We start from the raw sequence: 14278 nt of genomic DNA, 5'->3' as shown, positions 1-14278 counted from the left end.
GTCAGCAGCTTCATGGCGGCGCACCTGCGCTACCGTAACCCGCACCTGTCGGTGGCCGACCAGGACGCCTATTACGCCGAGATCGCGCAGGTGGCCGAGCGCCTCGGCGCGCGCAACGTGCCACGCACGCGCCAGGCCGTGGCGGACTATCTGCAGGCGATGCGCCCGCAGCTGCGGTGCGACGAGCGCAGCCGCGAAGTGGTAAGCGTGCTGCTCGCTGCCCCAGCCCCCAGCCGCCTGGCCAAACCGGTGGCCAGCCTGATGATGCAGGCTGGTATCGGCCTGTTGCCGCAATGGGCGAGCGACCTGCTCGAACTGACCCCGGCGCCGTTCAAGGCCCGGCTGGTCGACCTGGGTATCGACAGCACCGCGCCGGTGTTGCGCTGGGCCATGCGTGACAGCTCGCTGCACCGGGCCAAGCGGCGCGTGGGCGTTGCCTGAGCCGGGCGCAAGCGGCCCGCCTGCGGTAAACTGCACGCCCGCAAACCAAGGCTACGTGCATGTCCTCCTTGAATCAGGCGCTGCGCGCCGCCCTCGACGCCCGCCAGCAACTCCTCAGCGAACTGCACGCCCAGGGTACCGATTGTTACCGGCTGTTCCATGGCAGCCAGGAAGGTGCCGGTGGGCTGACCATCGACCGGTATGGCCCGCAGCTTCTGGTCCAGAGCTTCCACCAGGCACTTGAACGTGACGCGCTGCTCGCGCTGCACGCCAGCGTTGAACAGACGCTCGGCTTGCCGCTGCTGCTGGTGTACAACGACCGCTCCCAGGGCAACAGCCGCATCGACCGCCGTGACCCGGTGTATCAGGCCAGCGAAGCGGCACTGGCCGACCTGGTTGGCCACGAATGGGGCCTGAACTACCGGGTCCGCGGGCGCCACGCCGGGCAGGACCCGCTGCTGTTCCTGGATCTGCGCAATGCACGCGGCTGGGTCAAGCAGCACAGTGCCGGCAAGCGCGTGCTCAACCTGTTCGCCTACACCTGCGGCGTAGGCCTCAGCGCGGCCGCGGGTGGGGCCAGCGCGGTGTGCAACCTGGACTTTGCCGAAGGCAACCTGGCGGTCGGCCGCGAGAACGGCGCGCTCAATCCGCAACTGGCGCCCATGCAATTTATCCAGTCCGACTATTTCCCGGCCATCCGCCAACTCGCCGGCCTGCCGGTGAGCCAGCGCCGCGGGCACAAGCTGCCGGCGTATCCGCGCCTGGAACCACGCGAGTTCGACCTGGTGCTGCTCGACCCGCCGGCCTGGGCCAAGAGCGCCTTCGGCACCGTCGATCTGCTGCGCGACTACCAGAGCCTGCTCAAGCCCGCGCTGCTGAGTACCGCGCCAGGTGGCGTGCTGATCTGCTGCAACAATTTGGCCAAGGTCAGCCTCGATGACTGGCGCGAGCAGGTACTGCGCTGCGCGCAGAAAACCGGCCGACCGGTACGTGAATGGCAGGTGCTCACACCCGCCGGCGACTTTCCGTCGCGGGATGCCCAGCCGCCCTGAAGTGCTTGATACTGCACCTGTAAAGCGAGAAATCCGCAGGCGGTCGGCAATTGTCGACTGTCTTCGGAACCGAATTAACGTGCCATACTCCAAGGCACCTCCGTTCCAGACAGACGACGCCACACATGCCCAAAGGATTGAAACGCGCCCTCGGCGCCTTGTTGGCCGTCCTGGCCCTGTACAGCCTCCTTGGTTTCCTGATCCTGCCTGGCATTGCCTTGCGAATCGCCAATCAGCAACTGGCCAACTACGCGACCGTTCCCGCCCAGATCCAGCGCATCGAGCTCAACCCGTTCAGCCTCGAACTGACGCTGTGGGGCCTGCAGATTGGCGAGCCGGGCAAGGAGCACATCGGTTTCGAGCGCCTGTACGCCAACCTGGAGCTGGACAGCCTGTGGTCGGGGGCACTGCACCTGGCCAGCGTCGAACTGGACAAACCGCGTACCGAGGTGCTGTTCGCCAAGGACGGCAGCCTGAACCTGACGGCGCTGTTCAAGCTGCCGCCCAGCGAGGCCAAACCCGACGCGCCGGCCAGCGAGCCGTTCCCGCTGCGCATCGGCAGCATCAAGTTGAACGAAGGCTATCTGCATTTCCAGGACGTGCGCCCGAGCGAGCCGATCGAGTTTCTCTACGACTCGATGAACCTGGAGCTGAAGAACCTCAGCACCCTGCCCGATGACAACACCGACATGACCCTGGTCGCCGCCGGCCCCGAAGGCGGGCGTATCGACTGGTCCGGCAGCTTCAGCCTGGTACCGATCGCCTCCGAAGGCACCCTCAAGATCACCGACGGCAAGATGAAGCTGTGGTGGCCGTATGTGCGCGACGCAGTCCCCCTGGTACTCGAAGACGGCGTACTCAATCTGAACACCCGCTACAAACTGAACCTGTCCAAGCAAACCGAGCTGCTGCTGGACAACACCGCGCTGAGCATCGCCCCCTTCGCGATCAAGGCCCCCGACGGACGTCCGCTGGCGCGCCTGGCGCGGCTCGATGTCAGCGAAACCTCGATCGACCTGGCCAAACAGCAAGTCATCGTGGGCAAGGTGCGCAGCGAAAAGCTGGAGACCTGGGCGGCGCTTGAAGCCGATGGCCAACTGGATTGGCAAAAACTCTTCGCCAGCCAACCGGCCAAGAGCACCGCGAAGGAAAAGGCCGCTCCCGCCACCGCCGAGCCCGCCAAGCCAGCGGCTGCACCGGCTGCACCGAGCAAGCCGTGGCAGGTGCTGCTGCGTGACGTTCAGTTGCGCAATTATCAGGTGCACCTGGCAGACCGTTCGCAGAAGGAAGCGGTTGCGCTGGACCTCGGTCCGCTGAACCTCGACCTGCAGAATTTCGACAGCCTCAATGGCTCACCCTTCACCCTCAAGCTCGACAGCGGCGTTGGCCGGCAGGGCAAGCTGCAGGCAGCGGGCCAGGTCAACCTCGCGCCGGTGACGGCCAGGCTCAAGGTCAGCACCCAGGACATCGACCTGCGCGTGGCGCAGGCCTACATCAGCCCGTTCATTCGCCTGGAGCTGCGCAGCGGCATGCTCGGCAGCGACCTGGATGTCGAGCTGAAAAACACCGCGCCATTGGCCTTCAGCGTGACCGGCAAGGCGCAGGTCAACCAACTGCACACCCTCGACACGATCAAGGGCCGCGACTTCGTCAAATGGCAGCAGTTGAACCTGGACGGCCTGGACTATCGCCATGGGGATGCGTTGAGCATCGCCAAAGTCAGCCTGCGCCAGCCCTACGCGCGTTTCATGATCAACGAAGACCGTACCACCAGTGTGGATGACCTGCTGATTCCACAGCCTGCCGGCGCGCCCAGCAAGCCCCAGGCCACGTCCACGGCAAGCAGCGCGAAACCGCTGGGGATTCGCATCGGTGGGGTGGATATCAATGATGGCTCGGCCAACTTTGCCGACTTCAGCCTCACGCCCAACTTCGCCACGGCCATCCAGCAGCTCAACGGGCAGATCGGTACCATCGACAACCGCCAGCCCAACCCGGCCAAGGTGGACATCAAGGGCAAGGTGGATCGCTATGCGCCCGTGACGATCAAGGGGGAGCTCAATCCGTTCGATCCGATGGCCAGCCTGGACATTGCCACCAGCTTCAAACGCGTCGAGCTGACCACCCTGACCCCCTACTCGGGCAAGTTTGCCGGCTTCAGGATCCGCAAGGGCCGCCTGAACCTGGACCTGCACTACCTGATCACCAAAGGCCAGCTCAAGGCCGAGAACAAGGTGGTCATCGAACAGCTGCAACTGGGCGAGAAAGTTGACAGTCCTGACGCGGTCGACCTTCCACTGCGCCTGGCAGTGGCACTGCTCAAGGATACCGATGGCAAGATCTCCATCGAACTGCCGGTGTCGGGTGATCTCAACAACCCACAGTTCAGCGTCATGCCGATCGTGTGGCAGACCTTGCGCAACCTGGTGATGCGCGCAGCTCAGGCGCCGTTCAAGTTCATTGGTGGGCTGGTCACCGGCGGGGGTGCCGAAGACCTCGGCACCGTGGCATTTGCGGCCGGCTCCAGTGACCTGAGCAGCGATGCCCAAGGCTCCCTCGACAAGCTGGCGGCGGCCCTTAAGGAACGCCCTGCCCTGCGCCTGGAAATCGAAGGCACCAGCGCCCAGAGCAGCGATGGCCCGTTGATTGCGGCACAGCGCCTGGAGCGCGAATACCAGAACACCTACTACAAGATCCTGCAACGCCGTGGCGACAAGGTTCCGGCCCAGGCATCCGATCTGCAGGTGCCGGAAAGCGACAAGCCAGCCATGCTTGAAGGCATCTACCGCACGCGGCTGAAACAGCAGCCACCGGCCGAGTGGGAACAACTGGACCGCACCGGACGTACCGACAAGTTGCACGAAGCCGTCATCAAGTCGTGGGCCGAGAGCGCGGTACTGTTGCGCCAACTGGGCCAGGCGCGGGCCAGCAGCATCAAGGATTATCTGGTCGACAAAGGGCAACTGGACGATGACCGGGTGTACTTCGTCGATGCCACGCTGGGCCAGGCCGAGGCCGATGGCCGGGTCATTTCACCACTGCACCTGGACGCCGAGTAGCGTTCTCGGCTCGCGCGGTAGCTACAGGCCCAAAGAAAAGCCCCGGCACACTGCGCCGGGGCTTTGGGTGGCCACCTACATGTGGCCTTTCGCATGAACCGTCAGGGTCAGCGAGCGAAGCAACCTTGCTGATTATTCGGCTTTCAGGCCGTCAGCCGATACCGCTTCGACGCCTTTGATTTTCTTGGCAATGGCCACAGCCACATCTTTCTGCGATTCAGTCACGGCAGTGCTCGACGACAGGGACACTACACCCTTGTTGGTTTCGACTTTGATGTCGGTACCCGGGATACCTTTTTCGGTCAGCAGGTCAGCTTTGACCTTGGTGGTGATCCAGGTATCAGAAGTTTCTTCCTTGGCTTTAGTCATCTCACCAGCAGCCAGCATGACCGGCTCGTGTGATGCCTGTTGAGCGGCAAATGCAGCGTTAGCCATGGTCAGGGTCAGCGCGGTAGCAGTAGCGGCAGCAATAGCGAACTTCTTCATACGAGACACTCCTGTTTTTCGAAAAGTCTGCGCCATCGTTGCTGGCGTCAGGGTTGCTGGTACTGTTGCAGTCCTTGTGCCAACTTTTCGCTTTATTATTTCTCTTTAAAATCAATTAGTTAGATAAACGAAAAACCAGAGACATCGTGCAATTTGCAAGCTGTCGCGTAATCACGCATGCAAGATGCAAGTACGCAAAGAAAAATCGCAGGCATAAAAAAAGGACCCCGGAGGGTCCCTTTCAACGCTCGGTGTTAAACGCCCGAGGCCTTGGCTGCAGCAACGTCCTTGATCGACAGCTTGATACGGCCGCGGTTGTCCACGTCCAGTACCAGTACCTCAACCTCCTCACCTTCTTTCAGGATGTCGGTCACCTTCTCGACGCGGGCATCGCTCAGCATCGAGATGTGAACCAGACCGTCCTTGCCTGGCAGGATGTTGACGAATGCGCCGAAGTCGACGATGCGCTCTACCTTGCCAACGTAGATCTTGCCGATCTCGGCTTCGGCAGTGATGCTCAGTACGCGCTGACGGGCAGCTTCTGCAGCATCCTTGGTTTCGCCGAAGATCTTGATCGAACCGTCGTCTTCGATGTCGATCGACGCCTTGGTTTCTTCACAGATAGCGCGGATGGTAGCGCCGCCCTTGCCGATGACGTCACGGATCTTGTCGGTGTCGATCTTCATCGCGATCATGGTCGGTGCGTTTTCCGACAGCTCGGTACGCGACTGGCCAATGATCTGGTTCATCTGGCCGAGGATGTTCAGGCGCGCTTCCAGGGCTTGGCCCAGGGCGATTTCCATGATCTCTTCGGTGATGCCGTTGATCTTGATGTCCATCTGCAGCGCGGTAACACCCTTGGCGGTACCGGCGACCTTGAAGTCCATGTCGCCCAGGTGGTCTTCGTCACCGAGGATGTCGGTCAGGATGGCGAACTTCTCGCCTTCCTTGACCAGACCCATGGCGATACCGGCAACCGCGCCTTCATCGGCACACGGCGTCCATCAGGGCCAGGGAAGCACCGCAGACCGAAGCCATCGAGCTCGAACCGTTGGATTCGGTGATTTCCGACACGACACGGATGGTGTAAGGGAACACGTCGGCGGCTGGCAGCATGGCCTGGACCGAACGACGCGCCAGGCGGCCGTGGCCGATTTCACGACGACCAGCACCGCCCATGCGACCACACTCGCCCACCGAGAACGGAGGGAAGTTGTAGTGCAGCATGAAGGGGTCTTTACGCTCGCCTTCGAGGGTGTCCAGCAGCTGTGCGTCACGGGCAGTACCCAGGGTCGCAACGACCAGGGCCTGGGTTTCGCCACGGGTGAACAGGGCCGAACCGTGGGTTTTCGGCAGTACGCCGACTTCGATGTTCAGCGGACGTACGGTCTTGGTGTCGCGACCATCGATACGTGGCTTGCCGTTGACGATGTTTTCGCGAACGGTGCGGTATTCGATTTCACCGAAGATCTCTTTGACTTCAGCGGCGCTCGGCTGACCTTCTTCACCGGAGAACTTGGCGATGACCTGTTCGCGCAGCTCGCCCAGGCGAGCGTAACGGTCGGCCTTGACAGTGATGGTATAGGCGTCGGAAACCGCAGCACCGAACTCGCCACGGATGGCGCTCAGCAGTGGGGTATTCTCGGCCTTGGCGGTCCAGTCCCAGGTAGGCTTGGCAGCTTCGGCAGCCAGCTCTTTGACTGCCTGGATCACAGCCTGGAACTCGTCGTGGGCGAACAGTACCGCACCCAGCATCTGGTCTTCGGTCAGCTCTTTGGCTTCCGATTCAACCATCAGTACGGCATCGGAGGTACCGGCAACGACCATGTCCAGGCTCGAGGCAGCCAGTTGCTCGTAGGTCGGGTTCAGCAGGTAGCCGGTGCTTTCGTGGAACGCTACACGTGCAGCGCCGATCGGGCCTTCGAATGGAATGCCGGAGATTGCCAGCGCAGCCGAGGTACCGATCATCGCAGCGATGTCCGGATCGGTTTTCTTGCTGGTGGAAACGACGGTGCAGACAACCTGCACTTCGTTCATGAAGCCTTCTGGGAACAGCGGACGGATCGGACGGTCGATCAGACGCGAGGTCAGGGTTTCTTTCTCGGAAGGACGGCCTTCACGCTTGAAGAAACCACCAGGAATCTTGCCGGCGGCGTAGGTCTTTTCCTGATAGTGAACGGACAGGGGGAAGAAGCCTTTGCCTGGATCGGCCTGTTTGGCACCGACCACGGTCACCAGCACGGTGACATCGTTGTCGACGGTGACCAATACGGCGCCGGACGCTTGACGAGCAATACGGCCCGTCTCGAGGGTAACGGTCGATTGACCGAATTGGAATTTCTTGATTACCGGGTTCACGGTTTCCTACCTTTTTCAGTGGCTCTGGGGGAACTGGTTCTTGCGAATTCTTGGGCAACGCAGGGAGTCGGCCCTGTCGGCAGTCCAGATAAAACTAGAGGTTGGAAGCCTGCCCTGCCTTTGCGGTAAACCGCGCGGGCGAGACAGACAGCCAACCTCATAGATACGCTCAGCGTGCTCACCCGCACAGGGGCCAACGCCCCCGGCGGATGACTGCAGCACGCCGCGCACACCACTGGCCAGGCCGCTATTAGCGACGCAGACCCAGACGACCGATCAGGGCGCTGTAACGAGTGGTGTCTTTACCTTTCAGGTAATCCAGCAGCTTGCGACGCTGGTTTACCATACGGATCAGGCCACGACGCGAGTGGTGGTCTTTACCGTTGGCCTTGAAGTGGCCTTGCAGCTTGTTGATGTTGGCGGTCAGCAGTGCAACTTGCACTTCCGGGCTACCGGTATCACCGGCGGCTTGCTGGTAGTCACCAACGATCTTTGCTTTTTCTTCAACGCTGAGTGCCATCTGGCTTCTCCAAATCAAGGGAAACCGAACAAACGGTTTCCAATAGGCCAGGGACAAATCCCTGTATTTAAAAGTGAGGCGTGACCGTGCCTATTAACAGCCATCCTCTTGCCCGCCAGTGCCGGGCGTGAACCCGACACTGAAGGTTTCGATCATTCTGACCGAATCAGTCGACGCGGCGCGATGCGCCCGTCTTCGCTCACTTCACCGATACCGATGAAGCGACCGTTATGATCCTGTACCCGCACCATGCCGAACTTCGGTGCGTCCGGTGCGCGTACGGGTTGACCATGCAACCAGTAGAACGCGCTGTGCTCCGAGAAGTGCAGCAACGGCCAGTCCTGCAACCCGCTGTCGGATGGGATCAGGAAGCGATCGACCGCTTCGTTGCCACCTTCGGCATGCACCTGCTCGAGCTCTTCGAGGGTGACGGTCTGGGCCAATGCAAAAGGGCCGGCATGGGTGCGACGCAGTTCGGCAACATAGGCGCCGCAGCCAAGCTGTTCACCGATGTCCTCGACCAGCGTACGAATATACGTACCCTTGCTGCAACCCACCGAAAGACGCACGCGCGTACCTTCGCATTCGAGCAGCTCCAAGCGGTTAATAGTAACAGAACGTGGTTCACGCTCCACTACTTCGCCTGCACGTGCCAGCTTGTACAACGGCTGGCCATCACGCTTGAGCGCCGAGTACATCGGGGGTATCTGGCTGATTGGACCACGAAAGTGTGGCAACACCGCTTCAACGTCACTGCGACCAACGGTCACTTCGCGGGTTTGCAGAATCTCGCCTTCGGCGTCGCCGGTGTTGGTGGTCTGCCCCAGTTGCATGACCGTCTCGTAGCCCTTGTCGGACTCGAGCAGGTACTGCGAAAACTTGGTCGCCTCGCCAAAGCACAGTGGCAGCACGCCACTGGCCAGCGGGTCAAGGCTACCGGTGTGCCCGGCTTTCTCGGCATTGAGCAGCCAGCGCACCTTCTGCAGCGCAGCATTGGAGGTGAACCCCAAAGGCTTGTCGAGCAGGATGATGCCACTGACGTTACGACGGATACGCTTGACCTGAGCCACCGCTTACTCCTTGGTGTCCTGGGGGGTATCGTCGACCTGGTGCTGGCTGTCTTCGGCGACCGCACGCTCGATCAGTGCCGAAAGGTGGGCACCACGGGTCACGCTTTCGTCGTAATGGAAGTGCAGTTGCGGCACGCTGCGCAGCTTCATTTCCTTGCCCAGTTGCATGCGCAGGAAACCGGCAGCGCTGTTGAGCACCTTGATGCTTTGCTTGATGTCTTCAGCGCTGTCCTGGGCCATGACGGTGATGAACACCTTGGCATGGCCCACATCGCGGCTGACGTCGACCGCGGTGATGGTCACCAGGCCGACACGTGGATCTTTGACTTCACGGCGGATCAGCTGGGCCAGCTCACGCTGCATCTGATCGCCAATGCGTTGGGTACGGCTATATTCTTTTGCCATGTTTTGCTACCTGTAACTAAAGCGGCAAACGCCCGGCCAGGCTTGAGCCGGACCGGGCGTTGCGTTCAGAGCCGCCGACCGTCGCCTTGCGACGAACAGCCTGCGGTTCCCAAGCTCGCGGCTTAAAGCGTGCGAGCCACTTGGACTTTCTCGAAGACTTCGATCTTGTCGCCGACCTTGACGTCGTTGTAGCTCTTGACGCCAATACCGCACTCCATGCCGGCACGTACTTCGGACGCATCGTCCTTGAAGCGACGCAGCGATTCCAGCTCGCCTTCGAAGATCACCACGTCCTCGCGCAGTACGCGGATCGGACGGTTGCGGTAAACCACACCCTCGGTGACCATGCAGCCGGCGATGGCGCCGAACTTCGGCGAACGGAACACGTCACGCACTTCGGCGATACCCAGGATGTTCTCGCGAACATCGCTGCCGAGCATGCCGGTCAGGGCTTTCTTGACGTCTTCAATGATGTCGTAGATCACGTTGTAGTAACGCATATCCAGACCTTCCTGCTCGACGATCTTGCGCGCGCCGGCATCGGCACGCACGTTGAAGCCGAACAGTACTGCATTGGAAGCCAGGGCCAGGTTGGCATCGCTCTCGGTGATACCACCGACACCGCCGCCGATCACGCGAACCTGTACTTCGTCGTTGCCCAGTCCGCTCAGGGAACCCTGCAGGGCTTCGAGAGAACCACGTACATCGGACTTGAGCACGATGTTGAGGGTTTTCTTCTCTTCCTGGCCCATGTTCTCGAAAATGTTCTCGAGCTTGCCAGCGTGGGCACGTGCCAGTTTGACTTCGCGGAACTTGCCTTGACGGAACAGAGCCACTTCACGGGCTTTCTTCTCGTCGGCAACCACGCTCAGTTCGTCACCCGCATCCGGGGTGCCGTCCAGGCCGAGGATCTCGACCGGGATCGACGGGCCGGCTTCCTTAACAGGCTTGCCGTTCTCGTCGAGCATGGCACGTACACGGCCATAGTTCGAACCGCACAGAACCATGTCGCCCTGACGCAGGGTACCGTCCTGAACCAGCACGGTAGCCACCGGGCCACGGCCCTTGTCCAGGCGCGATTCGACCACGACACCACGACCAGGCGCGGACGGAGTGGCCTTGAGCTCGAGGATCTCGGCTTGCAGCAGAACCGCTTCGAGCAGTTCGTCGACACCGGTACCCATCTTGGCCGATACCTGCACGAATGGCGTGTCGCCACCCCAGTCCTCGGAGGTCACGCCTTCGACGGACAGCTCGTTGCGGATGCGATCGAGATCGGCACCCGGCTTGTCGATCTTGTTCACCGCAACCACCAGTGGAACACCGGCAGCCTTGGCGTGCTGGACCGCTTCACGGGTTTGCGGCATCACGCCGTCGTCCGCCGCAACCACCAGGATCACGATGTCGGTCGCCTTGGCACCACGGGCACGCATTGCGGTAAACGCGGCGTGACCCGGGGTGTCGAGGAAGGTGACCATGCCGCGGTCGGTTTCCACGTGGTACGCACCGATGTGCTGGGTAATGCCGCCGGCTTCGCCAGCTGCCACCTTGGCACGACGGATATAGTCGAGCAGCGAGGTTTTACCGTGGTCAACGTGGCCCATTACGGTCACGACCGGAGCACGCGAGAACGACTCGCCTTCGAACTTCAGGGACTCGGCCAGGGAATCTTCCAGCGCGTTGTCGCTGACCAGCGTGACCTTGTGGCCCAGCTCTTCGGCGATCAGTTGAGCAGTTTCCTGATCCAGCACCTGGTTGATGGTCACCGGAGTGCCCATCTTGAACATGAACTTGACGACTTCAGCGGCCTTGACCGACATCTGCTGTGCCAGTTCGGACACCGTGATGGTCTCGCCAATCGCCACGTCGCGGATTACCGGACCGGTCGGGCTCTGGAAGCCATGGGCATTGCGCTTCTTCATCTTGCCCTTGCCACGACCACCACGACGGAAGCTGTCGCTTTCCTCTTCGGTGGTGCGCGGAGCGGCACGTGGAGCTGGCGCCTTTTCCTTTTCCTTGACCTTGACCGATACGCGCGGGGCCTCGTTACGGCGCTCGCCACCACGGCGGTCGTCGTCACGCGACTTGTCGTTGCGACGGGCATCTTCGGCTTTCTTGCGCTCGACACCTGGCGCAGGCGCAGCCACCGGCTCGGCAGCAGCAGGCGCAGCCGTTACGGCTGGCGCTGCAGCGGCGGGCGCTGGAGTGCTAGCCGGCTGACGGCTGGTGATTCTTCGGCACGTTTACGCGCTTCAGCTTCAGACTTGTCGCGCGCCGCGTTTTCTGCGGCACGGCGCTCTTCCAGCTCGCGCTTCTGCTCAGCCTGAATCTCTTCCGGGCTGCGCTGTACGAAAACTTTCTTCTTGCGTACTTCTACGCTGATGCTCTTGCTACCGGCAACACGCAGGGTGCTGGTGGTCTTGCGCTGCAAGGTAATCTTGCGCGGCTCTTCCACTTTCGCCTTGTGACTGCTTTTCAAGTGAGTCAGCAGAGCCTGCTTCTCACTGTCGGTCACTACCTGACCGGCGTCGGTGTGCGGCAGACCTGCCTCACGCATCTGCTGCAGCAGGCGCTCTACCGGTGCAGCGACCTCTTGGGCCAATTCTTTCACCGTGACTTGCGTCATGCACTTCTCTCCTCAGGCCAGCCTACTTACTCGAACCAGTGGGCTCGGGCGGCCATGATCAACTTGCCGGCACGTTCTTCGTCGATGCCGTCGATGTCGAGCAGGTCATCAATCGACTGCTCGGCCAGGTCTTCGCGGGTAACCACGCCGCGCACCGCCAGTTCCGCCGCCAGATCCTTGTCCATACCCTCAAGCGAGAGCAGGTCTTCGGCCGGATGGGCGTCTGCCAGTTTTTCCTCAGTAGCGATGGCTTTGGTCAACAGGCGGTCCTTGGCACGCGCGCGGAGTTCGTTGACGATCTCCTCGTCGAAGCCATCGATGTTGAGCATTTCTTCCAGCGGTACGTAGGCAATTTCTTCCAGGCTGGTGAAACCTTCGTCAACGAGAACCTGCGCCAGCTCTTCGTCGACTTCCAGCTCTTCGATGAAGTTACGCAGAATGTCGCCGGTTTCAGCTTGTTGCTTGGCCTGGATGTCCGACTCGGTCATCACGTTCAGGGTCCAGCCGGTCAACTGGCTGGCCAGACGTACGTTCTGACCACCACGGCCAATGGCTTGCGCCAGGTTGTCCGCGGCTACAGCGATGTCCATCGCGTGGGCATCTTCATCAACGATGATCGCCGCGACTTCGGCCGGCGACATGGCGTTGATGACAAACTGGGCCGGGTTGTCGTCCCACAGGACGATATCCACACGCTCACCACCCAACTCGCCAGACACTGCCTGGACGCGCGAACCGCGCATACCGATGCAGGCGCCTTGCGGGTCGATGCGCTTGTCCTTGGAGCGGACAGCGATCTTGGCGCGCGAACCCGGATCACGGGAAGCCGCCATGACCTCGATAAGGCCCTCGGCGATTTCCGGAACTTCGATGCGGAACAGCTCGATCAGCATCTGTGGCGCGGTACGCGACAGGATCAACTGCGGGCCGCGGTTCTCGGTGCGGATTTCCTTGAGCAGTGCACGTACACGCACACCGACCCGGAACGTCTCGCGGGAAATGATATCTTCGCGGGCCAGCAGCGCTTCGGCATTGTTGCCCAGGTCGACGATCACGTTGTCGCGGGTGACCTTCTTGACAGTACCCGAGATGATCTCGCCCAGACGCTCACGGTAGGCATCGACCACCTGCGCGCGCTCGGCCTCGCGAACCTTCTGCACGATAACCTGCTTGGCGGTCTGTGCAGCGATGCGGCCGAACTCGATGGACTCGATCTTTTCTTCGATGACATCGCCAACCTTGGCTTCAGGATGGGTTTCCTGAACTTTGCTTGGCCAGGTTTCGATTGCAGGATCGTCAAGATCCGCTTCCTCGACGACCGTCCAGCGACGGAAGGTCTCGTAGTTACCGGTGTGGCGGTTGATTTCCACACGCAGGTCGACTTCATCTTCAAAACGCTTCTTGGTAGCCGTGGCCAGCGCCACTTCCAAGGCTTCAAAAATCACGTCTGCCGGTACACCCTTTTCATTGGATACCGACTCAACAACCAGCAGTACTTCTTTGCTCATCGTACGCCTCGCCTTTCGCAAGCCATTGGGTCCGCACGGTCTATCGGACCGGCATGTCTCAGTCAAAACTGGGAATAATGTTGGCCTTGTCGATCATGTCGATCGGCAGAAGGAATTCATGGTCATCTACCTGCACCACGACATCCTGCTCTTCCACACCGCGCAGAAGGCCCTGAAAATTACGTCGACCTTCGAAAGGCGAGCGCAGTTTAATCTTCACCTGCTCACCGACATACTTGGCAAACTGTTCAAGGGTGAACAGCGGGCGTTCCATGCCAGGAGAGGAAACTTCAAGGGTGTATTCGACGGCAATTGGGTCTTCGACATCCAGAATGCCGCTGATCTGACGGCTGACGATGGCGCAATCATCCACCAGCACACCGCCTTCTTTATCGATATAAACGCGCAACATTGAGTGGCGGCCTTGAGCCGAAAACTCGATACCCCAGCATTCATAGCCTAGGGCCACGACCACCGGGGCCAACAAGGCCTGCAACTCTTCTAGCTTGCTCGACACCTGAACCCCCTTGTGCATGCTATGCAAATAAAAAATGGGCGAAGCGCCCATCCCTGATACGCCGACTGAATACCGGCGCTGAGAACTGATCAGCTAACAAAAAGCCCCTGAAAAGGGGCTCTGCTGAAACTGGTTGCGGGGGCTGGATTTGAACCAACGACCGTTCGGGTTATGAGCCCGACGAGCTACCAGACTGCTCCACCCCGCGTCAAAGCTGGGGCGAAAGATACGACCGA

The 14278-nt window shown here is 60.8% G+C and carries 8 protein-coding genes, 1 tRNA gene and 3 pseudogenes; 3 read left to right on the top strand and 9 right to left on the bottom strand.

What is annotated here, in order from left to right:
• The 3 genes and pseudogenes from G3436_RS11025 to G3436_RS11015 form a co-directional block, all read left to right on the top strand.
• A partial coding sequence (locus tag G3436_RS11025) for an oxygenase MpaB family protein (RefSeq protein WP_163944701.1) occupies nucleotides 1-441 on the top strand: 441 nt, incomplete at its 5' end.
• A gap of 59 nt (nucleotides 442-500) precedes the next feature.
• Nucleotides 501-1516, top strand: a pseudogene (locus tag G3436_RS11020) (class I SAM-dependent rRNA methyltransferase).
• A 27-nt stretch (nucleotides 1517-1543) separates the two neighbouring features.
• Entirely contained in the window at nucleotides 1544-4552 is a 3009-nt protein-coding gene (locus G3436_RS11015; protein WP_476644171.1) for a DUF748 domain-containing protein, read from the top strand.
• A 132-nt stretch (nucleotides 4553-4684) separates the two neighbouring features.
• Here the strand turns inward: G3436_RS11015 and G3436_RS11010 are convergent, their stop codons facing one another.
• From G3436_RS11010 to G3436_RS10970, 9 genes and pseudogenes are all read right to left on the bottom strand, one after another.
• Nucleotides 4685-5038: a BON domain-containing protein gene (locus tag G3436_RS11010; protein ID WP_163944692.1), complete on the bottom strand. Its 354-nt coding sequence runs from the start codon at nucleotides 5036-5038 to the stop codon at nucleotides 4685-4687.
• Between the two features lie 254 nt (nucleotides 5039-5292).
• Nucleotides 5293-7396 (bottom strand): annotated as a pseudogene (gene pnp, locus G3436_RS11005) (polyribonucleotide nucleotidyltransferase).
• 250 nt (nucleotides 7397-7646) lie between these two features.
• On the bottom strand, nucleotides 7647-7916 hold the full coding sequence (gene rpsO / locus G3436_RS11000) for a 30S ribosomal protein S15 (protein WP_110968912.1): 270 nt from the start codon (nucleotides 7914-7916) through the stop codon (nucleotides 7647-7649).
• A gap of 152 nt (nucleotides 7917-8068) precedes the next feature.
• Nucleotides 8069-8986 carry a tRNA pseudouridine(55) synthase TruB gene (truB, locus tag G3436_RS10995; protein WP_163944689.1) on the bottom strand — a complete coding sequence of 306 codons (918 nt, stop codon included), beginning with the start codon at nucleotides 8984-8986 and terminating at the stop codon, nucleotides 8069-8071.
• 3 nt (nucleotides 8987-8989) lie between these two features.
• Nucleotides 8990-9391: a 30S ribosome-binding factor RbfA gene (gene rbfA / locus G3436_RS10990; protein WP_163944687.1), complete on the bottom strand. Its 402-nt coding sequence runs from the start codon at nucleotides 9389-9391 to the stop codon at nucleotides 8990-8992.
• Nucleotides 9392-9513: 122 nt separating this feature from the next.
• Nucleotides 9514-12017, bottom strand: a pseudogene (infB, locus tag G3436_RS10985) (translation initiation factor IF-2).
• 26 nt (nucleotides 12018-12043) lie between these two features.
• Nucleotides 12044-13525 (bottom strand): transcription termination factor NusA, encoded by a 1482-nt coding sequence (gene nusA / locus G3436_RS10980; protein ID WP_163944684.1) that lies wholly within the window; start codon nucleotides 13523-13525, stop codon nucleotides 12044-12046.
• A 58-nt stretch (nucleotides 13526-13583) separates the two neighbouring features.
• Nucleotides 13584-14042 carry a ribosome maturation factor RimP gene (rimP, locus tag G3436_RS10975; protein ID WP_163944682.1) on the bottom strand — a complete coding sequence of 153 codons (459 nt, stop codon included), beginning with the start codon at nucleotides 14040-14042 and terminating at the stop codon, nucleotides 13584-13586.
• Nucleotides 14043-14172: 130 nt separating this feature from the next.
• Nucleotides 14173-14250 (bottom strand) — tRNA-Met (locus G3436_RS10970).
• Between the last annotated feature and the right edge of the window lie 28 nt (nucleotides 14251-14278).

Source organism: Pseudomonas brassicae, from assembly GCF_010671725.1.
GTDB lineage: Bacteria > Pseudomonadota > Gammaproteobacteria > Pseudomonadales > Pseudomonadaceae > Aquipseudomonas > Aquipseudomonas brassicae.
The sequence above is the reverse complement of the archived record's forward strand: the minus strand, read 5'-3'. Positions and strand labels throughout refer to the sequence as shown.

Coding starts and splice junctions, on each gene's coding strand:
- G3436_RS11010 (WP_163944692.1), bottom strand. CDS start 5,038: ATGAAGAAGTTCGCTATTGCTGCCGCTACTGCTACCGCGCTGACCCTG.
- rpsO (WP_110968912.1), bottom strand. CDS start 7,916: ATGGCACTCAGCGTTGAAGAAAAAGCAAAGATCGTTGGTGACTACCAG.
- rbfA (WP_163944687.1), bottom strand. CDS start 9,391: ATGGCAAAAGAATATAGCCGTACCCAACGCATTGGCGATCAGATGCAG.
- nusA (WP_163944684.1), bottom strand. CDS start 13,525: ATGAGCAAAGAAGTACTGCTGGTTGTTGAGTCGGTATCCAATGAAAAG.